The organism is Achromobacter sp. 18P8.1.1, from assembly GCF_057799415.1.
In genome coordinates, this window is the sequence record NZ_JBYOKH010000006.1 from 66199 (window position 1) to 88825 (window position 22627).

Here is a 22627-nt window from a genome sequence, read left to right on the forward strand (position 1 = left end):
ATGAAGAAGCTTGTCATCACCAGCGCCACCGTCGTGGGCAAATCGCAGCCGCTCAGCGCGGACGACCTGGCCCGCGCCTGCGGCGCGGAAGTGGAATGGGTCGCCCAGTTGGTCGAAGTGGGCATCGTCAACGCCAGCGGCCCGCAGCCCGAGCACTGGTGCTTCTACAGCGTGGACCTGCAGCGTGCGCTGCATGCGCGCCGGCTGGAGCACGATTTCGGCGCCAGCCTGGATGCCGTGGCGCTGATCCTGGACCTGAGCCAGGAGGTGCGGCGCCTGAAAGCGCACTTGCGGGCGCTGGGCGCGCCAGAACCCTGACAGGGCCCCGTCCCGGGGGAAACAGGGTGGGTAAACTACACGCTTGCCTTGCCACAACAAACAAGCGAAAAGCACCTTGGAGACGTCTTCCTCCCCCGCGCATGCCCTGGCGGGCAGCGCGCGCATCGATGGGCTCAAATCCTGCCTGCCGGTCATGATCGGCTACTTTCCGGTGGCGGTGACGTTCGGCATCGCCGGCGTCGCGGCAGGCTTGACCCCGCTGCAAGTGATCCTGATCTCCGTGTTTGTCTACGCCGGCGCCAGCCAGTTCCTGCTGCTGGCGTCGATCAAGGCCGGCACGCCCTGGTTGTGGGTGGTGGCGCTGTGTTCCCTCTTGAACGCGCGCCATCTGCTGTACGGCCCCTTGCTGTCCCGCTTCCTGCCGGCGGCGCTGCGCGACCGCCTGAAGGTCGCCTTCCTCTTGACCGATGAAGTCTTCGCCACCGCGTTCAACCGCCTGCAAAGCGTGCCTGCCGGGAATCGCCAGGGCTGGATGATCGCGCTGGGGCTGGGCGCCTGGCTGACCTGGATCGCCGGGACGGCCGTCGGCGTCTATGCGGGCGACGGGCTGGAACGCCATTACCCGATGCTGTCTCAGGTGATGCGGTTCGCGTTGCCGGCGCTGTTCATGGCGCTGGTGTGCCAAAGCGCCAAGCGCGGCATGGGCCTGCCCGTCATCGCCGCGGTGGCGGGCGCCGGCGTGGTGGCCGCCATGGGGCATACCAGCCTGGCCATCCTGATCGGCGCGGTCATCGGCTGCGCCGCCTATCGTCTGAAGAGGTCCGCATGAACGCCGATGGCCTGGGTTTCTGGGGCGCGGTGATCGCGATGGCTGTGATCACCTACCTGACGCGTGCGCTGCCCTTCATGCTGTCCGAACGCAGCCGCTTGCTGCGGCACCTGTCGCGCGAAGGCTCGGCGCTGGCCGCCCTGGGCCCCAGCCTGCTGGCGGGCATCGCGGCGGCCGTCATCGTGCCGGACTTGCTGGACGCGGGTACGCAAGCCGCCCGCATTGCTCCCTACGTGGGTGGCCTGGTCGTCACGGGCGTGGCCGCGCGGCTGGTCAGCAATACCGGCGTGGCCGTGTTGCTGGGCATGGGCGGATACGGGGTGTTGCTGGCCTTGGCGGGTTAAGGCTGCCCAGGCAAAATGATCGGACTCCCAAGGAGGCCGATCATGCTTACGCTCTACCATGCGCCGCGTTCGCGGTCGTTCAGGGTCCTGTGGTTGCTTGAGGAACTTGGGGTGCCGTACGACACCGAAATGGTGTCCATCCGCGGCACCGACAGCGCGGGCCACATGCCCGCGGACTACATCGACATTCATCCGCATCGCAAGGTGCCGGCGCTGGTGCACGACGGCGTGCCGGTGTTCGAGACGCCGGCCATCGCGCTGTACCTGACGGACCTGTTCCCGGAAAAGGGGCTGGGCCCGCTCGTGGGCGACGCGGACCGCGGTCCCTACCTGACCTGGCTGTCCTACTCCACGGGCGTATTCGAACCCGCCATGGTCGAACGCGCATTCAAACGGCCCCATGAAGGGGGCGCGCCCGGCTGGGGCTCGGCCGACGAGGTCGAACAGGTGCTGACCCGGGTCCTGCAAGCGCGCCCTTATTTCCTGGGCAGCCACTTTTCAGCGGTGGACATTGTGCTGGGCGGTTCCCTGCAATACATGATGCAGGTAAAGGTGATTCCGGAATCGCCCGTGTTCGGCGCCTATGTGGAGCGGCTGGGCAATCGCCCCGCGATGCACCGGGCCTTGCAGCGGGACGGCGACATCGACGAGGGCTGACGGTGTCCGCCCCGCAGGGCAGGGTTCAGGCCTGGCCCTGGATGCGCTCGCGCAGGTCCGCCTGCCACTGGGCCGGCCGGCCCAGGTAGCGGCTGGGTTCCAGCAGCGTATAGGCGCCCTTGAGTTCCAGCGCCAGCGTCGGAAAGCCCGTACCTCCGACCCGGGCCAGCAGCGTGCGGCTATCGGCGATGTAGGCGGCGGTCGGGGCACCCTGCGCGGCCGTGTAGGCGGCGTCGAAGGCGTCCCCGTCCAGGCCGATCTCGCGGGCCAGGGCCTTGATCACGTCGGGGTCGGCGATGCGCAGGCCCTGGACGTAATGCGCGTACTGCAGGCGCTTGAGCAGGTCCAGCCCGCGGCCGGCCAGCGTGTCGGCGGCCAGGACGGCGGTGGTGGGCGGTTCGGAATCGAACACGGCGTCCGTGTCACGCAGCAGGCCGTCGAAGTAATCCTTGCCGAAGTCCTGGCCGGTCAGGCCGGCAATGCGCTCGTCATGCGGCATCACGTAGCGGCGCAGTGCGTCGGTGACGGGCTGGCGGTTGCTGCCGGTCATCATGCCGCCGCCGTGGGCGGCCACGGTCAGGCCCGCGATGCCGCGGGCGGCGTCCACCAGCGGCGCGGCGCCATAGCACCAGCCGCAAAGCGGATCGAAAATGTAATGCAGGGTGGGGGTCTGAGTAGCCATGGCGCCATGGTAGACGCGGGCCGGGGCGGGAAACAGCCTGGCGCGGTAGCCAGAGTGTTGCGCGGGCCGTGCAGATTGCCTGCACGGCCCGGTGGCTTGCGGTCAGCCGGTGATCTGCACGCCGATCCAGAACAGGCCGGCCGCCAGCGCCATCGACGCGGGCAAGGTCAGCACCCAGGCCAGCAGGATGTTGCGCACCGTGTTGCCTTGCAACCCGGTCTTGTTGGCGATCATCGTGCCGGCCACGCCGGAGGACAGCACGTGGGTGGTGGACACGGGCAGGCTGAACACGTTGGCCAGACCGATGGCGGCCACCGCCGTCACCTGTGCCGACATGCCCTGGGCGTACGTCATGCCCTGCTTGCCGATTTTTTCGCCCACCGTCAGCACCACGCGGCGCCAGCCGACCATGGTGCCCGCGCCCAGCGCCAGGGCCACGGCCACGATCACCCAGAAGGGCGCGTATTCGGTGGTGGCGGTCAGGTCGGCGCGCAGGCGTTGCAGGTCGGCGCGTTCGCGGGCGGGCAGACCTTCGATGCGCGAGACCTTCTTGGCCGTGTCGTCCAGGCACAGCAGGTAGCGGCGCACGTCGATGCGTTTTTCGGCGGACAGGTCGGCGTAGTTGCTGACGCCGGCCAGGTCGGTTTGCAGCGCGGCGATGGTCGGCATGGTCAATTCCGGGTCGCAGCGGAAATTGCGCGGCAGCTCGGTGTTGGCGTCCGAACGCTTGAGCGCCAGGAAGTCGCCCAGCATGGCTTCGTTGCGCTGGTAGAACACGCTCAGGTGGTTGGCCGCGTCGCGGGTGCGTTCGATCTGGTAGGTGGTGCTGGTCGTGTCCAGCACGAAGTTGGCCGGCACGATGCCGATCAGCACCAGCATGATCAGGCCGATGCCCTTCTGGCCGTCATTGGACCCGTGCACGAAGCTCACGCCCATGGCCGACAGCACCAGCACCAGGCGGTTCCAGAACGGCGGGTGCTTCTTGTTGTCGATCGCGCGGCGCTGATCCGGCGTCTTGTGCATCTTGGATAGCGGCAGCCAGCGCTTGAGCAGCAGCAGCAATCCGCCCGCGACCAGGAATCCGGCGACCGGCGAGGCCACCAGCGACAGGCCGATATCGACGGCCTTGCCCCAGTTGACGCCATCGGCCAGCGGCAGGTCGGTGATCAGCGCATTGGCCAGGCCCACACCCAGGATCGAGCCGATCAGGGTGTGCGAGCTGGAGGCGGGGATGCCGAAATACCAGGTGCCCAGGTTCCAGGCGATGGCGGCGGCCAGCATGGCGAACACCATGGCCAGCCCGCGGCCCGTATCCACGTTGATCAGCAGTTCCACCGGCAGCAGGTGGACGATGGCGTAGGCCACGCCCACACCGCCCAGCAACACGCCCAGGAAGTTGAAGATGCCCGACAGCACCACCGCCAGATGCGGCGGCATGGCCTTGGTGTAGATGACCGTGGCCACGGCGTTTGCCGTGTCGTGAAAGCCGTTGATGAATTCGAAGGCCAGGACGAATGTCAGGGCCAGCACAAGACTGAGGCCGACCCAGAGATCTAGGCCATGGAAGAGGTCGAACATGGAGGCGGGGGCGAGGTTCCGGCGAGAGGTGCCGATTATTGCAGATTTGTGACCTGACCCTGGTTGCGTCGGAAAACCACCGCCGTCCCGCCGGAACCGCCGGTTTCAGAACTTCGAGTACTGGAACTCGATTTCCATGGGCTTGCCCAGATTGGCCGACGTATCGGCCTGGATCAACATCACCGCCAGGACGCCCAGGTACAGCAGGCACAGCCAAAGGGTTCGTTTCATTTGGGTTCGTTCCATTTGCCGGCGCCTCTCATGGACGGAATACCTGCGCGATCTTCTGGTTGACCCGCAGCCACCCCAGTTCGCCCAGGTGCTGCACGTCGCGCAGCATGCCGACTTCAAAGGGGGCGCTGTACATGTCCATGCAGGTCATCGCGTAGCGTTGGCACAGCGCCGCCACGTCGCGCTGGATCGGTTCGAAGCGGGCCAGGTCCTTGAAGACCATCGGGTGCAGCGGCTGCATCACGAACAGCGCATTCACGTCGTGCTGGCGCAGCAGCGCCATCAGGGCCGTCAATTCCCGCAGTTCGTCGCGGCCGGTCAGCGGCTGGGGCTGATAGGCGGTCTTGCCGCCCTCGGGAATCGAGCGCAGGTATTTATTGAAGAATTCGTCGCGGACCGCGTAGCGGTTGCCGCCCATCTGGCTCTGTTCGGCTTCCTGGGCCTGGCTGGCCAGCGCATCCCAGTCCACCACGCGGGCGGCCGCGGCCGGCCCTTCGCGTTCGCGTTCGGGCACAGGAGCCGCATAGGCGGGCGCCCACAGGTCCACCAGGCGCTGGCGGAACACGTAGGCCTGCTCGGCCACCATGGACCAGGCCACACGGGCGTCCCCCTTGTCGCGCAGCCAGCGCGCGAGCTCCGCCCGGCCTTCGGGCTGCTTGAGCAGGCGAGGCAGCAGCGGGTTGGCGTGTTCCTTGAATTCGTCCGCGCCCAAGCCGCCGTCGCCGTCGAACCACCCGGGCGACAGCATCACGACCACGCGGGAGGCGGATGACAGATCATCGGCCAGCGCGGCCAGCACCAGTTGCATGCCCAGGGACTGGAAGCCCGAATGGCCATAAGCCAGCACGGGCATTTGCAGCTCGTCGGCCAGATAGCGGTACGGCACGAAGCGCAGATCGTTGCTGGTGAGTTCAGACGACCCCAGGATCACCAGCCGGTCGCCCGTGCGCAGCGCCTGGCTCATCCGCGACAGGTTGCGCGTCTGTTCCTGCAGGGTGTTGCCCAGGTTCGGGATGTAGATCCCCGGGGCCGCCGCGGGCACGGGTTCGGTTTTCAGCGCCAGGGAGTGCCAGGCCCACCAGCCGCAAGCGGCGGCAGCGGACAGGGCCAGCGCCGCAGCCAGCGCGTGCTGCCGTAGAGTGCGTGTGAACATGGATGGGGCGGGGAGGCCGGACGCGATATCGGATTAGATTGTTAGCGGATGTTATCCAGCGCGTATGACCGAAACAAGCGCGGGAAACCGGGGGCAGGGCCAATTCGCATTTTTGCGACAGCCGGAAGCGGGCTGGCCCGGAAGGAGAGCGCGCTTCCTCCTGGGAAAGAATGCGATAGCATCGACATCGCGCGGTTCTTCTGGATTTCCATGATTGACCGCGCCATGCGCCGTCCTTTGGCGCCGAGCCCGCCTTTTCCTCACCTTCCAAGACGCTGCCGCCCATGACCGCCACGACCCGAATCGCCCGCCGCCATCCCGACGAACTGATCATCGGCCTGGTGTCCGTGTCTGACCGCGCCTCCTCCGGCACTTACCAAGACCAGGGCCTGCCCGCGCTGCGTGAATGGCTGGGGTCCGCGCTGGCCTCGCCCTGGCAGGCGGTGGACCGCCTGATTCCGGACGAGTCCGCGCGTATTTCCGAGACGCTGATCGAACTGGTGGACGTCTGCGGTTGCGACCTGGTGCTGACGACCGGCGGCACCGGCCCCGCCAGGCGCGACGTTACCCCCGAGGCTACGCTCGCCGTTGCTACCAAGGAAATGCCCGGTTTCGGCGAACAGATGCGCCAGATCAGCCTGCGTTTCGTGCCCACCGCCATCCTGTCGCGGCAAGTCGCCGTCATCCGCGAAACCCCGTCGCACGCCGCCCTGATCGTGAACCTTCCTGGCCAGCCCAAGTCCATACGCGAGACGCTGGAAGGGCTCAAGGGTGAAGACGGCGGCGTGCTGGTACCGGGTATCTTCGCCGCCATTCCCTATTGCATCGACCTGATCGGCGGTCCTTACGCCGAGACCCAGCCCGGCGTCATCGACGCGTTCCGCCCCAAATCGGCCCGCCGCGCGGCCCAGTCCTGAACGGCTGCTGCGTTATAGTTTTGGCCGCCCCTGTCCACCCCTCCTGCTTGAGAGTCTTACCGTCATGAAGGTTCGTTTCGCCCTGTCCCTTACCGTCCTGGCCGCGTTGACGGCCTGCGCCAATGTCAAAGACGTGCGCCAGCGCGACCCCGTCTTCTACGGTTCGACCCAGCGCACGGCAGAGGACTACACCGCGTGTGTGGCCAGCGCCTGGAAGAGCCAGGGCGTCAACTTCAAGCAGAACGCCGTGCGCAACGGATTCGAACTGGTCCAGGAAGACAGCCTGGGCGTTGAGGCCGTGCTGACGACCACGACCTGGAAGGGCAAGACCGAAACCCGCCTGTCGACGCGCATCGCCCGCCGCGACCAAACGATTATCGAACCGGCGAACCTGTGCCTGTAAGCGCCATGTTCAATCGCCGCGACGTCTTGCGGGCCGGTCTGGCCGCCGCCGCCGTTAGCATCGGGTTGCCCGTGCGCGCGCAAGCCCAGCAAGGCTTTATTTCCCGCAAGCTGAATGCGCCGGTGCCCGGCGGCGTAGCCGTCCTGGGCCTGGGGGACGCCGAGCGCGCGCCCGAGGTGAGCTTCCTGGACCGGCGCGTGCTGGTCGTGCGGGAAGAGGGCAAGCAGTGGATCGCCGTGGTCGGGATTCCGCTCAGCGTGAAGCCCGGCGAACAGCAGGTGGTAATCAGCGACGCAAAGGGCCAGCGCAAGCTGCCCTTCAAGGTGGGCGCCAAGGAATACGTGGCGCAGCACATCACCTTGAAGAACCCGCGCCAGGTCGATCCCAACCCGGACGACATGAAGCGCATCGAACGCGAGATGGCCGAGCAAAGCGCGGCCAACCGGACCTACCGGGCCGGCGTCACGCCCAGCAACCTGCTGCTGGACCGTCCGGTCAACGGTGGCCGGCTGTCCAGTCCATTCGGCTTGCGGCGCTTCTTCAACGGGCAGGAACGCAATCCGCATTCGGGCCTGGACTTCGCGGTACCGGCGGGCACGCCGATCAAGGCGCCGGCCGCAGGCGTGGTCGTGCTGGTGGGGGATTACTTCTTCAATGGCAAGACGGTCTTCGTCGACCACGGGCAGGGCTTTGTCAGCATGTTCTGCCACATGTCGGCCATTGACGTGAAAGTCGGCGACGAGGTGCCGCGAGGCGGAGTGGTGGGGAAGGTGGGGGCGACAGGCCGGGCAACCGGGCCGCACTTGCACTGGAACGTCAGCCTGAACGATGCGCGGGTCGACCCCGCCATCTTCATCGGGGCGTTCAAGCCCTGATCGTCAGGCCGTGGCGGTCTGCTGGGCGATCTTGTTCAACACGAACTGGTGCATGCGCTCGGCATACTCCATCTGCTGGCGCACATGGTGTTGCTGGGCTTGCTGCTCATCCAGGCAGTTGTCGTACTTGATCTTGGCTTCGGCGTAGGTCAGGCCGGTATTGCGAAGGCTGTTGATGAACCCTTCGCGCGACTGGTTGAGCAGACGCAGGCCTTCCTCCCCTTTCACGAATTTTCTTCGCGCCAGGGAAAGCTGGTCGGCGGCGGCTTGCAACTCTTCTTTTAGATCCATCTTGCTTCATGCGTATCCCGCCAGACATTGCGCCTGGCAAGCGCGCCATTCTTTCACGAACAGACGTTCAACGCATTACGGCATATCGCGGTTCGGGCTTAAGCCCACGCGAAACAGGGGCAGGGAGCCGGCCTCAGGCCGGCCCTGGAGCCCTGGCTTAACGGCGGTACTGCTGGGGACGATGGGGCGCGGGAGCGCGTTCGTCCTTGTGACGGAAGTTGATGCGGCCCTTGGTCAGGTCGTAGGGCGACATTTCCAGGGTGACGCGATCGCCTGCCAGGATGCGGATACGGTGCTTGCGGATGCGGCCGGAGGCGTAGGCGCCGACTTCGATGCCGTTGTCCAGTTTGACGCGGTAGCGGCTATCGGGCAGCACTTCGTCAACGATGCCATCCAATTCGATGAGTTCTTCTTTAGCCATTCTCTACTCCTTGATCAATACGCGCAGCCAGGCCGGCGGCATGACGCGCCGCGCGAGGCGGCAAGCGCGTTGGACTCAAATAACCAGGTCCAGCGGTTTGAACGTAAAACGTTCGGGCAAGCGCGGGTAAGGGCCACGGCATCCCTAGTGGATGTCTGAAATGACGGATACTCGCGCAGCGTGGGCAATATGCGCGCGGTGCGCGGCTTGGTCGCGGCACCGTGCAAGCGCACAGCGCCGGAGAAAGCGGGTGGGGGCGATTGTTGCAACGCCGGACGGCACAAGAATGTAGCAGCGCCGTTCGTAATAATCTCAACCAAACCGGGGGCAGCCTGAGTATCTTGGGGGTGACCCGAAGGGATACAGGTTGGCACGCAGAGTGACCGAAGCCCGGTTTTTTGCGGAAAAATCACGGACTTATGTTACTGCAAAGCGCAGCGATTAGCCAGTATTTATCTGCCGCTGCGCCGTGATAGTTGCTACTGAACGACTCTAGGCCCCGGGGACGCGCGCCTGGTAGTCGGCTTCCCAACGGTGGTGCGCCGACCAGAACGGGCCGGGTTCGCGCCCCTCGAGCTTGGCCGAGAGCACGCCCAGATGGGTGTGCCAGCCGCCCGCCACATCGACCATGTCGTCGCGCGAGTTCAGCTTGCGGTGCGTCAGCACCAGCAGCGTGCCCTCGCCTTGGGGCGACAGTTCGAACGTGACCTCCGACGGTTCCCCCTTGGATCCGCCCCAGGTGAATGCCAGCAGCCGGGGCGGCTCGCAGCGGGTGACGATGCCATGGGTCGTGACGCCGTTCTCGTAAGCTTTATAGGGTTCCGGCGTGGGTTCGGCGACCGACGACAGGTTGGCGTGCACGAAACGCAGGGTCACGCCGCCGCCTTCGCGCAGTTCCATGTCACCGGTGGCCAGCCAGCGGCCCCGCTTTTCGGATTCGGTCAGGAACGCCCATACGGTTTCCACGCTGGCGGGAAGCTGGCGGGTAAAACGCAGGGTCGTGGGATCCAGGACGACGCCGTGATCACTCATGTTGCTCTCCTAGGGACGGGGGCGGGGCGGGATGGGACGCCAGTGCAGAGGCCAGCGCATCCAGTCTGCCCGCCCAGAACTGTTCATAGAAACGCAGCCACTCCATGGCCTCGGCCATGGGTTCGGGATTCAGGCTGCACACATGGGTGCGGCCATGGATGGTGCGCCGGATCAGGCCGGCGCGTTCCAGGGCCTGCACATGCTTGGAGGCGCCGGCAAAACTCATGCGCAGGGGGGCCGCCAGCTCTCCAATGGTCTGATCCCCTTGCGCCAGGCTGCGCAGCATGTCGCGGCGCGTGGGATCGGCCAGCGCGCGAAAGACGGCATCCAGAGCGGGAGCGGGGATAAGTTCAACCATAAGGTTGAATATAGACCGGCGTCTGGAGATATTCAACCACTCGGTTGAGTTTTTATGTAACGGCCTCTTTGCTGGCTTCGCCTACCCCCTGGAATTCATGGGGGTACTGCGGCAAGCCGTCCGTGATGTCGAACCAGGGCGCCTTGTCGGCCACGTGGCAATGCGCGGTGGGCTTGACGCCCGGATCGTCGTCCAGCGCGCCCAGGGGCAGGCCGTAGGTATCCGGCGTCTGGTCGAAGCGGCTGAGCAGCGGCGTGCCGCAGGCCTCGCAGAAGCCGCGGTAGTTGCCAGGCGACGAGGCATACCAGGTGACGTGGTTCTCGCCCTTCGTCCATTGGAAATCGGAGGCTTGAACCGACGCTCGGCTGCGGAAGGCGGCGCCGTGGGACTTGCGGCACATGACGCAATGGCAATTCAGGGCGTCGGTGAGAGGGCCGTTGATCTCGTAAGCAACGCGGCCGCACAGGCAGGAACCTTTGATCATGATGAGCGCCAGGCAAGTGGGGAGAACAATTCGAATATACCCGCGCTGCAAGGCCACGCAATGCGCGCGCCGGGCCATTTATGACGGAGGTCTTTCAGTCTGTTGCTGACCCCTTATTTTCCGGCAAATGATTCGATCCCCAGGTCATCGCGCTGTCATGCGGCGAAAACAGAATGCCGCAATGACCACAGACAAGGGGATCAGACGATGACGTACGCCATCGAAGTGCACAACTTGAGCAAGACGTTCCAGGCCGGCGCCAAGGCGCTGGACAACGTCAGCCTGCAAGTGGCCGACGGGGAAATGGTGGCTTTGCTGGGCGCATCCGGCTCGGGCAAATCCACGCTGCTGCGCCACCTGGCGGGCTTTGTCACCGGCGACGCGGGACAGGGCAGCGTCAAGGTCAATGGCCAGCAGATCCAGCAGAACGGCCGCTTGAGCCGCAATGTGCGCGCCGCGCGCGCCGGCATCGGTTTCGTGTTCCAGCAATTCAATCTGGTGGGCCGCCTGCCGGTCATCACTAATGTCCTGACCGGCATGCTGCCGCGCGTGCCGCTGTGGCGCAGCCTGACCCGCTGGTTCCTGCGCGCCGAAGTACGCCAGGGCCTGGAAGCGCTTGCCCAGGTTGGTATAGACGACTATGCATTTCAGCGCGCGTCCACGCTTTCGGGTGGCCAGCAGCAGCGCGCGGCGATTGCCCGCACGCTGGTGCAGAACGCCCGCGTGATCCTGGCCGACGAACCCATCGCGTCGCTGGACCCGGAGTCGTCGCGCCGCGTCATGGGCACGCTGGCCCAGATCAACCGCAGCCGCAAAGTGGCCGTGGTGGTGTCGCTGCACCAGGTCGACGTGGCGCTGCGCTATTGCCCCCGCGTGGTGGCGCTGCGCCACGGCAAGGTGGTCTATGACGGCCGCGCCGCCGACCTCACCCCGGAAATGCTGCGCGACCTGTACGGCTCCGAACTGAGCGAGCTGCTTCCCGAATATTCGTCCCATGCGCCGTCCATGCCGGGCCTGGCGCCGCTGTCCCAGCTGGCGCAGGCGGCCTGAGCCCGCCTGCGCCTTCATTGTCCCGACCTCTCTGCCCCTACATATCCCCGGAGTCATCCATGCTACGCAGAACCTTCGTCACCCTGATCGCCGCCGCCGCGTTGTCCACGCAGGCCTACGCGCAAGACGCCAAGACGTTGAACTTCGGCATCATCTCGACCGAGTCGTCGACCAACCTGAAGTCCGTCTGGCAGCCCGTCATCGACGACCTGAGCCGCGCCATCGGCGTGCCGGTCAAGCCCTTCTTCGCGTCGGACTACGCCGGCATCATCGAAGGCATGCGCTTCAACAAGGTGCAGTTGGGCTGGTTCGGCAACAAGTCGGCCATTGAAGCCGTGGACCGCGCCAAGGGCGAGGTGTTCGCCTCGGTGATCGACAAGGATGGCAACCCCGGCTACTGGTCGCTCCTGATCGTCAACAAGGACAGCAACCTGAAGACGCTGGACGACGTGTTGAAGAACGGCGGCAAACTGAGCTACGGCGCGGGCGACCCCAACTCCACGTCCGGCACCGCGGTGCCCGGCTACTACCTGTGGGCCGCCAACAAGATCGAACCCAAGACCTTCTTCAAGACGGTACGCGCCAGCAACCACGAAGCCAATCTGCTGTCGGTCATCAACAAGCAGGTGGATGTCGCCGTCAACAACACCGAGGCGCTGGAACGCTATCGCCTGAACACCGGCAAGGATGCCAACGACAGCGTGCGCGTGCTGTGGAAGTCGCCGCTGATCCCGGCGGATCCGCTTGTCATGCGCACGGACCTGCCTGCCGACCTGAAGGGCCGCATTCGCGACTTCTTCGTTAACTACGGCAAGGGCAAGGACGCCGAGCGCGAAATGGCCAACCTGAAGGCGCTGACGTATCAAGGCTTCCGCGCGTCCGACAACCAGCAGCTCGTGCCGATCCGCCAGATCGAACTGGCCCGTGAAAAGGCCAAGGTCGAAGCCGACAGCACGCTGGGCCAGGCTGAAAAGCAGAAGCAACTGTCGGAACTGGACGGCAAGCTGGCCAGCCTGGGCCAGCCCGCCTCCGCCAAGCAGTAAGCCTTGCCGCAACACGCCGGCGCGTCGCCTGACGCGCCGGCGCCTGACCTCCGAATGCCCTCCAGCGGATCGCCTTTCTCCATGAACCTAGCCACCCATCCCTCCCGCCTGCCTGCCGCGCCGCGTTCGTCGCTGCCGGTCCTTCTTGTCTGGGCCGTCGTGCTTGCGCTGCTTGTCATGTCGTGGCGAGGCGCGGACATGCGGCCCCTGGATCTGCTGCGCGACTCGGGCAACATGGCCCAGTTCGCCGCCGACTTCTTCCCGCCCAATTTCCGCGACTGGCGCATGTACCTGGACGAAATGATCGTGACGGTACAGATCGCCGTGTGGGGCACGTTCCTCGCCATCGTGGTGGCCGTGCCGCTGGGCCTGCTGTGCTCGTCGAACATGGTGCCGGCCTGGGTCTACCAGCCGATGCGCCGCCTGATGGACGCCTGCCGCGCCATCAACGAGATGGTGTTCGCGATGCTGTTCATCGTCGCCGTGGGCCTGGGCCCCTTTGCAGGCGTGCTGGCCTTGTGGGTCCACACGACGGGCGTGCTGGCCAAGCTGTTTTCGGAAGCGGTTGAAGCCATCGACCCGCGTCCGGTCGAGGGCGTGCGGGCCACGGGCGCGAACGCGCTGGAAGAAATCGTCTACGGCGTCATCCCGCAAGTGCTGCCGCTGTGGATCTCGTATTCGCTATACCGCTTCGAATCGAACGTGCGTTCGGCCTCGGTGGTGGGCATCGTGGGCGCGGGCGGCATCGGCACGGTGCTGTGGGAAATCATCCGCAGCTTCCGTTACGCCGAAACCTGCGCGGTGATGATCATCATCGTGGCGTTCGTGGTCGTGATCGACATGCTGTCGTCCCGCATACGCCGGGCGTTGATCTAGGGATACTGGCCCGCCGCTGGTGCGGGCCAGTATCGCACTGCGCGCTAGCTTGCGGCGCGCAGCGCCAGGAACGCCGGCAGCGCCAGCAGGCCGGCCAGTTGGGCGTGCTCGATGTCCGCTTCCGAGACCTTGGCGCGTGGCATCAGGAAGTTGACGGTACCCAGGCATTCGCCGCCGTAGATAACCGGGATGTTGATCACCGATTGCAACCCCAGCTCTCGGATCGCGTCGTGGTCGTTGAAGAATTCGCGTATCGCCGCTTCGCCTTCGCCCACGAACACGCGGTGTTCAAGCAGGACGTGGCGGCCCCAGGGCGTGCCGCTCTTGTCCTTGCTGCCGCCCGGCGGATAGGCCTGCGGATTCGAGCTGTACAGGCGCACGACGCGCATGGCGTCGGCGTCGTAGCGGTTGACGGTGCACAGGGCGTGGCCGAGCGCGGTACGGGCGTGGGCGTCGATGGCCTGCAAGGCTGCGACCGCGTCGGCGGTGGCATAAGCCCGTGCGACCGCCTGCACGCCTGCCGGCGCGGGTTGCTGCAAAGTCGCGTTGCCCATCATTCCGCGGTGATCCCCAATTCCTTGATCAGCTTGCCGTACTTGTCGGCGTCGCGCGTCAGGATCTGGCCGAATTGCTCCGGCGTGGTCTCGGTCAGCAGCACGCCCATGTCGCCCATCTTCTTGATGACGTCGGGGCGCTTGAGGATCAGGTTGATCTCGCGGTTCAGGCGCGCGGTCAGTTCGGGCGGCATGCCGGCGGGGCCGAACGCGCCGTACCAGACCGACAGCTCATAACCCGGCAGTGTTTCGGCGACCGTAGGCACGTCGGGCAGGAGCGGCGAGCGCTTTTCCTCGGTGACGGCCAGCAGTTTCAGCTTGCCCGTTTGCACGTGCGGCAGCGTCTGCGTGCCGGCGCTGAACAGCACCTGCGTGCGGCCGGCCACCGTGTCCAGCACGGCCGGTGCGCCGCCGCGATAGGGGATGTGCATCATCTTCACACCGGCGGCTTTCTCGAACAGCGCGGCGCTCAGGTGGTTGGTGGAGCCTTGGCCCGCGGACGCGTAGGCGACCGTATCCGGGCGCTCTTTCACGTAGGCGATGAATTCCTTCAGGTTGGTGGCGGGCACCGACGGGTGGACCACCATCGTGTTGGTCACCAGCGCCAGTTCAGCGATGGGCGTGAAGTCCTTCACGCCGTCGAACGGCATGTTGGAGTACAGCGCCTGGTTCATGGTGTGGGTGCTCATCGAGCCCACCAGCAGCGTGTAGCCGTCGGGCTTGGCGCGGGCCACGAAGGTCGTGCCGATGTTACCTGAAGCGCCCGAGCGGTTCTCGACGATGACGGACTGGCCCAGCGACTGGGTCAGCCCTTCGGACAGCACGCGCGCCAGGATGTCGGTGGAGCCGCCCGCGGCCCACGGCACGATCAGCGTGATGGGCTTTTCCGGCCAGGCTGCCTGGGACAGCGCGGGCGCGGCCAGCGCCAGGCCGAACGCGCATGCGCGCAACAGTCGTTTGAATCGCAGTGTCATGGTGATTACCCCTTGTGCAAGTGCCGGTCTGGACGCCGGCTGGAATGGAACTGGTTGATGAAGATCATCGGCCGACCGCATAGCCCTGCATGCCGCGCGGATTGGCGCCGGCGCGCAGCAGCAATGCACCGCCCGCTGCGGGTTCGCGTGTGCAGGCGCTGATGCGGCCTTCGGACCAGGCGGGTCCGACCTTGACCTCGTGGCCGGCATCGCGCAGCGCCTGGATTGTGGTTTCAGGCAAGCGGGACTCGACCGTCAGGCGGTTCAGCGTCAGCGTGCGCGGCCAGAACGAACCCGGGAAGTGGTCGATGTGCCAGGAAGGCGCGTCGATGGCTTCCTGCAGGTTCATGCCCATCGCATGGCGCAGGAAGAACGCCACGGTCCATTGGTCCTGCTGGTCGCCGCCCGGTGTGCCGAACGCCATATAGGGTTGCCCGTCGCGCAGCACCAGGCCGGGCGACAAGGTGGTGCAAGGGCGCTTGCCCGGCTGCAGCTGGCCTGCCACGCCTTCGTCCAGCCAGGTCATCTGCAGGCGGGTCGTCAAGGGGAAGCCCAGCCCCGGCACGACCGGGCTGGACGACAGCCAGCCACCCGAAGGCGTGGCGGCCACCATGTTGCCGTCGCGGTCGATGACGTCGATCTGGCAGGTGTCGCCCACGAAGATTTCGCGGGCGGCCCATTCCGCCACTGGCGGCAGGGCTGCAAACGTGGGCTCTCCTACGCCGAAGCGGATGTCGGAGGCAGCCAGCGTGCGATCGGCGGCAGCCAGGTCGGGCAGGCGGGGCGCGATGCCGGCGGGGCTGCCCGGTTGCAGTGTCGTGGACGCCCTTGCGCCAATGCTGGCGGCGCGTTGCTGCGCATACGCGTCGCTGAGCAACGCGGCAAGCGGCACCTGCACGAAATCAGGGTCGCCATACCAGGCGGCGCGGTCGGCGAAGGCGAGTTTGGCGACTTCAGCGATGCGGTGCACGAATTGCGGCGATGTGGGGTCCAGGCCGTCAACGCCCAAATGCCGCAGCATCGCCAACTGTTGCAGATGTACGGGCCCTTGCGACCAGACGCCGCATTTGGCGACGGTGTAGCGGCCGTACTGCGTGGTGGCGGGTTCGTCGTAAGTGGCGCGCCAGTCGGCCAGATCGGCTTTGCGCAGCAGCCCGCGGTTGCGTTGGCCGGTGGTGTCGCGCACGGATTCCTGGGTGTAGTAGGCGTCGATGGCGTCGGCGACGAAGCCACGGTACCAGCCATTGAGCGCCGCATCGATGCGGCCGCGGCGGTCGCTGCTGGCGGCATGCGCCTCGTCCAGGATGCGGGTGTAGGTGGCGGCGACGGCGGGCGTGCGGAACAGGGTGTCGGGCGCGGGCACGCGGCCTTCGGGCAGCCAGACGTCGCGGGAAGTCGTCCATTCGTCACGGAACAAGGCTTGCACGGCCAGGATGGCCTGCGACACGCGGGGCACCAGCGGAAAGCCGTTGCGCGCGTAGTCGATGGCCGGTTGCAGCACGTCGGCCAGTTCCCAGGTGCCGTAATCGCGCAGCAGGGTGAGCCAGGCGCCGAACGCGCCGGGCACGGTGGCCGGCAGCAGTCCGATGCCGGGTACCTGTTCCACGCCCAGGTCGCGGAAGTAGGCGGGCGTGGCCAGGGCGGGGGCGGGCCCTTGGCCACAGAGCGCGCGCATGCGCTGTTCGCGTTCGCTCCAGAACAGGATGGGCACTTCGCCGCCCGGCCCATTCAGGTGTGGTTCCACGATCTGCAAGGTGAAGCCGCCCGCCACGGCGGCGTCATAGGCGTTACCGCCGCGCTCCAGCACGCCCATCGCGACTTGCGAGGCCAGCCAGTGCGTGGACGACACGACCCCGAAGGTGCCGCGGATTTCTGGACGGGTGGTGAAAGAGTCGCTCATTGGACGGTAACTGGCGGCGAGGGAAAGTGGATGGAAGTATAGGATCGAGAAATAACTTGATTAAGCTTTGTTGGCATAATTGAATAACCATTTGGTTATAGAGAAATCCATGAGCTGGGATGCCGCCCGACTGGCCAACCGCCTGAAGCACCGCCACCTGGCGTTGCTGACCAACATCGCCAAGCATGGCTCGCTGACCCGGGTGGCGGCCGCCACCGGCATCAGCCAGCCCGCCGTCACCAAGGCTCTGGCCGAGCTGGAGGACATCTTCGGCGCGCCGCTCTTCCTGCGCAGCGGTCGCGGCCTGCAGGCCACGCCGCTGGGGGAGCTGGCCCTGCTGCGGGCGCGCCACATGCAGAGCGATCTGGACCTGTGGGCGCGCGAGGTCGAGGCCCTGCATGCGGGCCGTTCCGCGCACCTGAACGTGGGCGTGGTGCCGTACGTGTCCAGCGCCTTGCTGACGGCTGCCATCAGTCAACTGCATCAAGGCCACGGGGTGACGCTGACCCTGCACCGCGCCACCACGGATCATCTGGTGCCGATGCTGCGCCGGCATGAGCTGGACTGCATCATCAGCCGCGCGACGTCCACGGTGGCGCTGGACGATCTGATGCACCGGGTGCTGTACCACCAGCGCCCGCGCCTGATCGCGCACAGCCGCCTGGCGCAGCGCCTGGCCCGGCGCGCGCCGGACTGGTCCGCCGTGGCGTCCATGGACTGGGTGTTGCCGGCGGCCAACACGCCCACGCGGCAACTGATCATGGAGCACTTCATCCGCGCCGGGCTGCGCCCGCCGTCGCCGGTGCTGGAGGCGTACTCCACCGACGTGATCGAAGGCATGCTGACGATGAACGAGGCGCTGATCTCGGTCGTGCCCGAAGACATCGCGCGGGAACTCTGCCAACGCGGCAAGCTGGGCATGGTGCCCTGGGACTTCGGTTGGGAGCTGCCGCCCATCAACCTGATCCGGCGCAAGCGCGAGCAGCCGCTGGCGGCCGAAGAGCGCTTTTCGGAAATCTTGCTGGAACGTTGCGGCAGCCCGCCGAAGGCCTGAGCCGTACTAGCGGGCCAGTTGGTCCCGCGCGATCGTCAGCAAGGCGGCGGCAGCCGATTCGGGCGCGCCGTTATTGCTGACTTGCGCCAGCCGGCACGCTTGCGGCACGGCAAAGGCCTGCGTGGCGCGAGAGAGCCGTTGCGCGATCTGCTCGGCGCTTTCGCGCCCGCGGCCCGCCAGGCGGCGCGCAAGCAGGGCGGGATCCACGGTGACTTCCACGGCCGTCAATGCGGGATAGCGGGCATGCGCCGCTTCGAGGTGCGCGCGCGACCCGTTGATGATGACGGCCGCGCCGCAAGCCAGCCAGGTATCGATTTCGATGCCGATGCCGTAGTGCAGCCCATGGCTGGCCCAGCGCAGCGCGAAGCAGCCCAGCGCCGCGCGGCGGGCGAATTCTTCGGGGGTCAGGCGTAGCGCGTCTTCGGTGTCGCCGCTGTCGCGGGTGATGTAGCGGTGCGCGACCAGGACGGGTTCGCCGTCTTTCAGATGGGCGCGCAGCAGCCGCAGCAAGGTGTCCTTGCCGCTACCCGAGGCGCCCATCAGGTAGATCAGCCGCGCGCCGTCGGCGGGCGAGGCCGGAGCCGGTCGGTTCATGGCGCGGGCGGCCCTTGCAGGTAGTCCGCGCCGACGGCGTCGGTGTGCGTGCCGTCGAAGTGGTAGTGGCGCGCCGCGACGAAATCGGCGCCGGGTTCGGGCTGGACGTAGACGCTGATGCCAGGCACCGCCATGGCCTGTCCGCGCAACGGATCCGCAAAGGCGGCGATGCCGCGTTGCGCCTGCTCCAGCGCATCGCCCGCCAGCTTGCCGGTCAGGGTGATGTGGAACGTGTAGGTGTCGAACACGTAGGGGTAGCCCCAGCGCGCCAGCATGGCCTGCTGTTCGGGCGGTAGCGATTGCGGCTGGCGGCGCGCGATTTCCTCTGGCGTGGGCGGCGCGCGCAGGTCGTCCAGGCCGCGCACGGCGGCGTCGGCCAGGGCCTGTATGCGGGCCTGGCCCTGCGTGTCGGATTCCGCGATGCGCCAGGCGAGAAAGCCGCGCAGCGTTTCGCATTCGAGTTCGACTTCGAAGGGGGCGATGCCGCCGGCCAGTTCCCGCGCGGCGGCGTCCACCGCTTGCGGCGTAGCGCCTGCCCGCAGGCGGAAGGGCGGCTTCAAGGTGGCGTGCAGGCCGTAATGGCGCGGCGCCTCCGTCCAGGCGCGGGCGGACTCGGGCTGGCCGGGCGGGGGTGGCAGCGGCGCGCCGGTGTCGGCGCAGCGGCCCAGCCAGCGGCTGCCATGTTCGCGCCACGGGCCGGTGGGCGCCAGGTACAAGGCGTAGCGATGGGCGAGCGGCATGGTCAGGCCGCCATGCGCAGGCTGTTGTCGTGGCCGAATACGCGGGTCGCGTAGCGCAGTTCGCCGCCCACGATGGCGGCGACCACGCGCGGCAGTCCGGCCACCTGATCGTCCACCACGATGGCGTCGGCGATCAGGCCCGGCGTCAATGCGCCGCGGTCTTTCAGGCCGGCGGCGCGCGCAGGGTTCATCGACACCAGATTCCAGGCCTGCGCCAGCGGCAGCACGCCGTCATGCACCAGCCGCATGACGGCGGCCAGCGGGGCGGGGTAGTAGTAGTCGGACGTCAGGATATCGCACAGGCCGTCGCGGACCATCTCGGTGGCGCTTGGCGCGCCGGTGTGGCTGCCGCCGCGCACCACGTTGGGCGCGCCGAAGACGACGGAGTTGCCCAGGTCGCGGGCGACGCCGGCGGCTTCGCGGGTCAGCGGGAACTCCGCGACGCCGCAGCCCAACTGATGGTAGTAGCGGCGCGTGGCGGCGTCAGGGTCGTCGTGCGAGGCCACTTTCAAGCCGGCCGCCTGCGCGCAGGCGGTGAGTTCGCGCATGGCATCGGCCACGGAGTCGGCTGCGGACATCGCGGCGCGGATGCGTTCCTGGAAGGTGTCCAGGTCGCATTCGGCGCGGCTGGCGTATTGCATCAGCTTGCGGTCATCGCCCAGGCGGCGCGCCATGCTGGGCAGGTGGTCGTTCAGCGCCAGGAAGCGCACGCGGCCGTCGCGGATCCATTGCTGGGCCAGATCGACACCGCCCACGTGGTGGGTCTCGAAGCGCAGGTGTACGTAGTGCCGCGCGCCCATCATGTGTTGCATGCGTTCCAGCGCGTCGAACATGCGCTCGGCATAGGCCTCGCCGCGCAAGCCGCCTTCCCAGGACAGGGTCACGCCATGGAATTCGGTGGTGATGCCGTTGGCCAGCAGTTGGCGGTCGACGTCGAACAGCGCGCTGTCATACGGGAAGGTGACACTGGGCCGGGGCATGATGGCCCGTTCGAAGGCGTCGCCGTGCAGATCGACGATGCCGGGCAGTACCAACAGGTCGCCGGCGTCGAACCAGGGGGCGCCACGGGCGGGCGTGGCGCCGCTGTCGTCGATCAGCCCGCCATGAAAGCGCAGACTGGCTTGTTCGACGCCGCGCGGCGTCAGGATGCGTTGGCCTGTGACACCGGCCAGGGGCGAGGGGGCGTGTGAGTTCATGGTGTGACGTTATCGATTCTGCATGACAACCAGATGTCTAGATGTGTGTTGTTGCTTTCAAACCCTTGTCGTACCCATCGCCGCCGGCATTTCCCGGCGGCGATGGCCTTGCCGTCTAGCTTTCGTCCGCCACCATCAACTGCACGAGGTCGCCTACGAAGCGCGTGATGCTGTATTGCAGCGGGGCGCCTTCCTGGTCCACGTTCAGCGCTTCCACCTGAAGGATCGGCCGCGTCTTGGGCTGACCCAACAGGCGGGCGACTTCGGGCGTGGGCAGCGCCGCGGTGATGCGCGACCATTTGCGCGTGTAGTCGCCGATGCCGTAGTGGGCATAGACCTTGGACACCGAACGCAGCGCGGTCAGGCGATCTGCGAAGTCCGGAAAACGCTTTTCGTCGAAGAAGTGTTCGGATGCGCTGATCGGGCGGTTTTCAGCCTTGCCGACCATCTGCACGCGCAACAGCGGCGCCGAGCGGGCCAGTCCCAGATGCTTGGCGATGTCGGCCGCGCGCAGCGTTTGGCTGCCCAAGGCTTCCAGGTGGCCCAGCACGCCCTGGCTGCGCAGGTTCTCGGAAAACCGCGTGCGCTTGCCGATGGCGTAATCGATGGCGTGTTCCTGCACGAAGGTGCCGCGTCCCTGTTCGATCCGGACCAGGCCGCTTTGCTCGAGCTCGCCCATGGCGCGCCGGATGGTGTGGCGGTTGACGGAGAACTTGGCGGCCAGCTCCGGCTCGGACGGCAGTTGTTCGCCTGCCATGTAGAGCTTGTTGCGGATGTCGTCCGCCAGGGACTCGCCGATTTGCCGCCAGACGGCGATGCCGGAACCTCTTTCAACCATAGGGTGCGCTCGTGCTGTCACATCAGCTTCATGAAGAATGGCTGTGATTGTGCCTGATGCGGCGGCCGCCGGATAGGCGGTGCACAGACGCCGCAACTGTCATCAAAAATTCACGCCAGGCTGTTGAACTTGGAATTCGGAGCGATCATACTTCATCCAGTCGTCTAGACGTGTAGAGGAAATAATGGATCACTCACTAGCAGGACAGGAAGCGGCCAACGCCCAGCGCGCCGCCTGGATGCGCGTGCTGTCGCTGGCCAGTCCGGCCGCGCTGGAAGGGGCCTTCAGCGCCCTGGGCCACTTGCCGGCGCACCAGATGCTGCGCCCGGCGCAGACCGGCATGGCCATGGTGCGGGCGCGCAGCGGCGGCACCGGGGCGCGCTTCAACCTGGGGGAAATGACGGTGACACGTTGCGCCGTCACGCTGGGCGATGGCGTGGTCGGCGTGGCCTATGTGCAGGGCCGATCGTTGCGGCATGCCGAGCAGGCCGCCGTGGCCGATGCGCTGCTGCAATTGCCGGACTGGCACGACACCGTGCAGGTGCACTTGATCCAGCCGCTGGCGCGCCAGCATGCCGATCGGGTCGAGCGCCAGGCGCAGGTGGCGGGGCAGACCAAGGTGGAGTTCTTCACGATGGTGCGAGGCGAGGACTGACATGCAACAACAGATACTGAATGCCCCGGCCGCCAGCCGCGGCCTGCTGCCCGGGTTTGCCGATCCGGTCAACGACGCGCAAACCACCTTCCGCACGGCCTTGCAGGCCCTGGCGCATCCCGGGCGTGTCCACCAGATCGTCGCCGAAACTGGCGTGCCGGCGGGCCTGTCGCCCGCGATGACGGCGCTGCTGCTGACGCTCGTGGACGTGGATACCCCGCTCTGGTTGCCGCGCACCGTGGGAGCGGACGTACTGGCGTTCCTGCGCTTTCATTGCGCCTGCCCCATCGTGCCTTCGCCCGCGCTGGCGCGTTTTGCGGCAGTGCCGGCCGGCTGCGACGCCCCGGCCTTGTCCGCTTGCCACCAGGGCGACCCCGCCTATCCCGATTTGTCCACCACGCTGCTGATGGACGTCGCGTCCCTGTCCGAGGGCGAGGCCGTCACCCTGTCCGGTCCGGGCATCCAGACGCGGCAGGCTCTGTCGGTCGATGGCCTTCCCGACGGCTTCTGGCGCGAATGGCGCCTGAATCATCAACGGTTTCCGCTGGGCGTCGATGTGTTCCTGACGCAGGGACGGCGGATGTGTGGATTGCCGCGCACGACGCGCGTGGAGAACTGA

The 22627-nt window shown here is 66.7% G+C and carries 29 protein-coding genes; 13 read left to right on the forward strand and 16 right to left on the reverse strand.

Annotated features, from left to right (window positions below; all coding sequences use genetic code 11):
- From AC27VE_RS06485 to AC27VE_RS06500, 4 genes are all read left to right on the forward strand, one after another.
- A complete protein-coding gene (locus tag AC27VE_RS06485; RefSeq protein WP_088591133.1) occupies positions 1–318 on the forward strand; it encodes a chaperone modulator CbpM in 318 nt (105 codons plus the stop codon).
- 76 nt (positions 319–394) lie between these two features.
- The gene (locus tag AC27VE_RS06490; RefSeq protein ID WP_006222755.1) at positions 395–1108 is read left to right on the forward strand and encodes an AzlC family ABC transporter permease; all 714 of its coding nucleotides are present in this window, start codon (positions 395–397) and stop codon (positions 1106–1108) included.
- Positions 1105–1452 (forward strand): AzlD domain-containing protein, encoded by a 348-nt coding sequence (locus AC27VE_RS06495; protein WP_006222756.1) that lies wholly within the window; start codon positions 1105–1107, stop codon positions 1450–1452. Before AC27VE_RS06490 ends, AC27VE_RS06495 begins: the two co-directional genes overlap by 4 nt.
- A 42-nt stretch (positions 1453–1494) precedes the next feature.
- Complete coding sequence (locus AC27VE_RS06500) at positions 1495–2109, forward strand: glutathione S-transferase family protein (protein ID WP_006222757.1); 615 nt, start codon at positions 1495–1497, stop codon at positions 2107–2109.
- Between the two features lie 25 nt (positions 2110–2134).
- Here AC27VE_RS06500 and AC27VE_RS06505 read toward each other — a convergent pair whose 3' ends face one another.
- The 4 genes from AC27VE_RS06505 to AC27VE_RS06520 all read right to left on the reverse strand — a co-directional run bounded on the left by AC27VE_RS06505 (position 2135) and on the right by AC27VE_RS06520 (position 5753).
- Entirely contained in the window at positions 2135–2791 is a 657-nt protein-coding gene (locus tag AC27VE_RS06505; protein ID WP_488703360.1) for a DsbA family protein, read from the reverse strand.
- A 102-nt stretch (positions 2792–2893) separates the two neighbouring features.
- Positions 2894–4369, reverse strand: a complete 1476-nt coding sequence (locus tag AC27VE_RS06510) for an inorganic phosphate transporter (protein WP_006222759.1) — start codon at positions 4367–4369, stop codon at positions 2894–2896.
- A 105-nt stretch (positions 4370–4474) separates the two neighbouring features.
- On the reverse strand, positions 4475–4600 hold the full coding sequence (locus AC27VE_RS06515) for a hypothetical protein (RefSeq protein ID WP_006222760.1): 126 nt from the start codon (positions 4598–4600) through the stop codon (positions 4475–4477).
- A gap of 28 nt (positions 4601–4628) precedes the next feature.
- Entirely contained in the window at positions 4629–5753 is a 1125-nt protein-coding gene (locus tag AC27VE_RS06520) for a D-alanyl-lipoteichoic acid biosynthesis protein DltD (protein WP_488703361.1), read from the reverse strand.
- Between the two features lie 284 nt (positions 5754–6037).
- Between AC27VE_RS06520 and mog the strand changes: the two genes are divergently transcribed.
- The 3 genes from mog (at position 6038) to AC27VE_RS06535 (ending at position 7948) form a co-directional block, all read left to right on the forward strand.
- Positions 6038–6670, forward strand: coding sequence for a molybdopterin adenylyltransferase (gene mog / locus AC27VE_RS06525; RefSeq protein WP_006222762.1), 633 nt, complete (start codon positions 6038–6040; stop codon positions 6668–6670).
- A gap of 64 nt (positions 6671–6734) precedes the next feature.
- Positions 6735–7073 (forward strand): hypothetical protein, encoded by a 339-nt coding sequence (locus AC27VE_RS06530; RefSeq protein ID WP_006222763.1) that lies wholly within the window; start codon positions 6735–6737, stop codon positions 7071–7073.
- A 5-nt stretch (positions 7074–7078) separates the two neighbouring features.
- On the forward strand, positions 7079–7948 hold the full coding sequence (locus tag AC27VE_RS06535) for a peptidoglycan DD-metalloendopeptidase family protein (RefSeq protein ID WP_427957527.1): 870 nt from the start codon (positions 7079–7081) through the stop codon (positions 7946–7948).
- A 3-nt stretch (positions 7949–7951) separates the two neighbouring features.
- On the opposite strand, the gene AC27VE_RS06540 is transcribed toward AC27VE_RS06535, so the two are convergent.
- The 5 genes from AC27VE_RS06540 to AC27VE_RS06560 form a co-directional block, all read right to left on the reverse strand.
- A complete protein-coding gene (locus AC27VE_RS06540) occupies positions 7952–8239 on the reverse strand; it encodes a hypothetical protein (protein WP_006222765.1) in 288 nt (95 codons plus the stop codon).
- 157 nt (positions 8240–8396) lie between these two features.
- Positions 8397–8660, reverse strand: a complete 264-nt coding sequence (gene infA / locus AC27VE_RS06545; protein ID WP_006221179.1) for a translation initiation factor IF-1 — start codon at positions 8658–8660, stop codon at positions 8397–8399.
- A gap of 492 nt (positions 8661–9152) precedes the next feature.
- Positions 9153–9692 (reverse strand): SRPBCC family protein, encoded by a 540-nt coding sequence (locus AC27VE_RS06550; protein WP_006222766.1) that lies wholly within the window; start codon positions 9690–9692, stop codon positions 9153–9155.
- Complete coding sequence (locus AC27VE_RS06555) at positions 9685–10050, reverse strand: ArsR/SmtB family transcription factor (RefSeq protein WP_006222767.1); 366 nt, start codon at positions 10048–10050, stop codon at positions 9685–9687. Before AC27VE_RS06555 ends, AC27VE_RS06550 begins: the two co-directional genes overlap by 8 nt.
- A gap of 52 nt (positions 10051–10102) precedes the next feature.
- A complete protein-coding gene (locus AC27VE_RS06560) occupies positions 10103–10534 on the reverse strand; it encodes a GFA family protein (protein WP_006222768.1) in 432 nt (143 codons plus the stop codon).
- A gap of 207 nt (positions 10535–10741) precedes the next feature.
- On the opposite strand from AC27VE_RS06560, the gene phnC reads away from it, so the two are divergent.
- The 3 genes from phnC (at position 10742) to phnE (ending at position 13503) form a co-directional block, all read left to right on the forward strand.
- Entirely contained in the window at positions 10742–11584 is an 843-nt protein-coding gene (phnC, locus tag AC27VE_RS06565) for a phosphonate ABC transporter ATP-binding protein (protein WP_488703362.1), read from the forward strand.
- 59 nt (positions 11585–11643) lie between these two features.
- A complete protein-coding gene (gene phnD / locus AC27VE_RS06570; protein WP_006222770.1) occupies positions 11644–12627 on the forward strand; it encodes a phosphonate ABC transporter substrate-binding protein in 984 nt (327 codons plus the stop codon).
- A gap of 81 nt (positions 12628–12708) precedes the next feature.
- On the forward strand, positions 12709–13503 hold the full coding sequence (gene phnE, locus AC27VE_RS06575; RefSeq protein ID WP_006222771.1) for a phosphonate ABC transporter, permease protein PhnE: 795 nt from the start codon (positions 12709–12711) through the stop codon (positions 13501–13503).
- Positions 13504–13547: 44 nt separating this feature from the next.
- Here phnE and AC27VE_RS06580 read toward each other — a convergent pair whose 3' ends face one another.
- The 3 genes from AC27VE_RS06580 to AC27VE_RS06590 all read right to left on the reverse strand — a co-directional run bounded on the left by AC27VE_RS06580 (position 13548) and on the right by AC27VE_RS06590 (position 16931).
- Positions 13548–14060: a GAF domain-containing protein gene (locus AC27VE_RS06580; protein WP_488703363.1), complete on the reverse strand. Its 513-nt coding sequence runs from the start codon at positions 14058–14060 to the stop codon at positions 13548–13550.
- Entirely contained in the window at positions 14057–15031 is a 975-nt protein-coding gene (locus AC27VE_RS06585) for a Bug family tripartite tricarboxylate transporter substrate binding protein (protein WP_280029629.1), read from the reverse strand. The genes AC27VE_RS06580 and AC27VE_RS06585 overlap by 4 nt, the downstream gene beginning before the upstream one ends.
- A gap of 64 nt (positions 15032–15095) precedes the next feature.
- Positions 15096–16931: a gamma-glutamyltransferase family protein gene (locus AC27VE_RS06590; protein ID WP_488703364.1), complete on the reverse strand. Its 1836-nt coding sequence runs from the start codon at positions 16929–16931 to the stop codon at positions 15096–15098.
- Positions 16932–17040: 109 nt separating this feature from the next.
- Here AC27VE_RS06590 and AC27VE_RS06595 point away from each other — a divergent pair, with 109 nt between their 5' ends.
- Positions 17041–17985 (forward strand): LysR family transcriptional regulator, encoded by a 945-nt coding sequence (locus AC27VE_RS06595; protein ID WP_488703365.1) that lies wholly within the window; start codon positions 17041–17043, stop codon positions 17983–17985.
- Positions 17986–17991: 6 nt separating this feature from the next.
- Here the strand turns inward: AC27VE_RS06595 and phnN are convergent, their stop codons facing one another.
- From phnN to phnF, 4 genes are all read right to left on the reverse strand, one after another.
- Positions 17992–18579, reverse strand: a complete 588-nt coding sequence (gene phnN / locus AC27VE_RS06600; RefSeq protein WP_488703366.1) for a phosphonate metabolism protein/1,5-bisphosphokinase (PRPP-forming) PhnN — start codon at positions 18577–18579, stop codon at positions 17992–17994.
- Positions 18576–19319: a DUF1045 domain-containing protein gene (locus AC27VE_RS06605; protein WP_088591116.1), complete on the reverse strand. Its 744-nt coding sequence runs from the start codon at positions 19317–19319 to the stop codon at positions 18576–18578. The genes phnN and AC27VE_RS06605 overlap by 4 nt, the downstream gene beginning before the upstream one ends.
- Before the next feature lie 2 nt (positions 19320–19321).
- Entirely contained in the window at positions 19322–20515 is a 1194-nt protein-coding gene (locus AC27VE_RS06610; RefSeq protein ID WP_427957518.1) for an alpha-D-ribose 1-methylphosphonate 5-triphosphate diphosphatase, read from the reverse strand.
- Positions 20516–20630: 115 nt separating this feature from the next.
- Positions 20631–21353 carry a phosphonate metabolism transcriptional regulator PhnF gene (gene phnF / locus AC27VE_RS06615; RefSeq protein WP_006222780.1) on the reverse strand — a complete coding sequence of 241 codons (723 nt, stop codon included), beginning with the start codon at positions 21351–21353 and terminating at the stop codon, positions 20631–20633.
- Positions 21354–21537: 184 nt separating this feature from the next.
- Between phnF and phnG the strand changes: the two genes are divergently transcribed.
- Together phnG and phnH are read left to right on the forward strand one after the other, a co-directional pair.
- On the forward strand, positions 21538–22008 hold the full coding sequence (gene phnG, locus AC27VE_RS06620) for a phosphonate C-P lyase system protein PhnG (RefSeq protein WP_488703367.1): 471 nt from the start codon (positions 21538–21540) through the stop codon (positions 22006–22008).
- A gap of 1 nt (position 22009) precedes the next feature.
- A complete protein-coding gene (gene phnH / locus AC27VE_RS06625; RefSeq protein ID WP_006222782.1) occupies positions 22010–22627 on the forward strand; it encodes a phosphonate C-P lyase system protein PhnH in 618 nt (205 codons plus the stop codon).

Bases quoted from the DNA above. Each gene is read 5' to 3' on its own strand.
- infA (WP_006221179.1), bottom strand. From the start codon at position 8,660: ATGGCTAAAGAAGAACTCATCGAATTGGATGGCATCGTTGACGAAGTG.
- AC27VE_RS06535 (WP_427957527.1), top strand. From the start codon at position 7,079: ATGTTCAATCGCCGCGACGTCTTGCGGGCCGGTCTGGCCGCCGCCGCC.
- AC27VE_RS06510 (WP_006222759.1), bottom strand. From the start codon at position 4,369: ATGTTCGACCTCTTCCATGGCCTAGATCTCTGGGTCGGCCTCAGTCTT.
- AC27VE_RS06495 (WP_006222756.1), top strand. From the start codon at position 1,105: ATGAACGCCGATGGCCTGGGTTTCTGGGGCGCGGTGATCGCGATGGCT.
- phnD (WP_006222770.1), top strand. From the start codon at position 11,644: ATGCTACGCAGAACCTTCGTCACCCTGATCGCCGCCGCCGCGTTGTCC.
- phnF (WP_006222780.1), bottom strand. From the start codon at position 21,353: ATGGTTGAAAGAGGTTCCGGCATCGCCGTCTGGCGGCAAATCGGCGAG.
- AC27VE_RS06520 (WP_488703361.1), bottom strand. From the start codon at position 5,753: ATGTTCACACGCACTCTACGGCAGCACGCGCTGGCTGCGGCGCTGGCC.
- AC27VE_RS06595 (WP_488703365.1), top strand. From the start codon at position 17,041: ATGAGCTGGGATGCCGCCCGACTGGCCAACCGCCTGAAGCACCGCCAC.
- AC27VE_RS06580 (WP_488703363.1), bottom strand. From the start codon at position 14,060: ATGATGGGCAACGCGACTTTGCAGCAACCCGCGCCGGCAGGCGTGCAG.
- mog (WP_006222762.1), top strand. From the start codon at position 6,038: ATGACCGCCACGACCCGAATCGCCCGCCGCCATCCCGACGAACTGATC.
- phnC (WP_488703362.1), top strand. From the start codon at position 10,742: ATGACGTACGCCATCGAAGTGCACAACTTGAGCAAGACGTTCCAGGCC.
- AC27VE_RS06550 (WP_006222766.1), bottom strand. From the start codon at position 9,692: ATGAGTGATCACGGCGTCGTCCTGGATCCCACGACCCTGCGTTTTACC.
- AC27VE_RS06505 (WP_488703360.1), bottom strand. From the start codon at position 2,791: ATGGCTACTCAGACCCCCACCCTGCATTACATTTTCGATCCGCTTTGC.
- AC27VE_RS06515 (WP_006222760.1), bottom strand. From the start codon at position 4,600: ATGAAACGAACCCTTTGGCTGTGCCTGCTGTACCTGGGCGTCCTGGCG.
- AC27VE_RS06605 (WP_088591116.1), bottom strand. From the start codon at position 19,319: ATGCCGCTCGCCCATCGCTACGCCTTGTACCTGGCGCCCACCGGCCCG.
- phnE (WP_006222771.1), top strand. From the start codon at position 12,709: ATGAACCTAGCCACCCATCCCTCCCGCCTGCCTGCCGCGCCGCGTTCG.
- phnG (WP_488703367.1), top strand. From the start codon at position 21,538: ATGGATCACTCACTAGCAGGACAGGAAGCGGCCAACGCCCAGCGCGCC.
- AC27VE_RS06500 (WP_006222757.1), top strand. From the start codon at position 1,495: ATGCTTACGCTCTACCATGCGCCGCGTTCGCGGTCGTTCAGGGTCCTG.
- phnN (WP_488703366.1), bottom strand. From the start codon at position 18,579: ATGAACCGACCGGCTCCGGCCTCGCCCGCCGACGGCGCGCGGCTGATC.
- AC27VE_RS06585 (WP_280029629.1), bottom strand. From the start codon at position 15,031: ATGACACTGCGATTCAAACGACTGTTGCGCGCATGCGCGTTCGGCCTG.
- AC27VE_RS06610 (WP_427957518.1), bottom strand. From the start codon at position 20,515: ATGAACTCACACGCCCCCTCGCCCCTGGCCGGTGTCACAGGCCAACGC.
- phnH (WP_006222782.1), top strand. From the start codon at position 22,010: ATGCAACAACAGATACTGAATGCCCCGGCCGCCAGCCGCGGCCTGCTG.
- AC27VE_RS06590 (WP_488703364.1), bottom strand. From the start codon at position 16,931: ATGAGCGACTCTTTCACCACCCGTCCAGAAATCCGCGGCACCTTCGGG.
- AC27VE_RS06540 (WP_006222765.1), bottom strand. From the start codon at position 8,239: ATGGATCTAAAAGAAGAGTTGCAAGCCGCCGCCGACCAGCTTTCCCTG.
- AC27VE_RS06560 (WP_006222768.1), bottom strand. From the start codon at position 10,534: ATGATCAAAGGTTCCTGCCTGTGCGGCCGCGTTGCTTACGAGATCAAC.
- AC27VE_RS06530 (WP_006222763.1), top strand. From the start codon at position 6,735: ATGAAGGTTCGTTTCGCCCTGTCCCTTACCGTCCTGGCCGCGTTGACG.
- AC27VE_RS06485 (WP_088591133.1), top strand. From the start codon at position 1: ATGAAGAAGCTTGTCATCACCAGCGCCACCGTCGTGGGCAAATCGCAG.
- AC27VE_RS06555 (WP_006222767.1), bottom strand. From the start codon at position 10,050: ATGGTTGAACTTATCCCCGCTCCCGCTCTGGATGCCGTCTTTCGCGCG.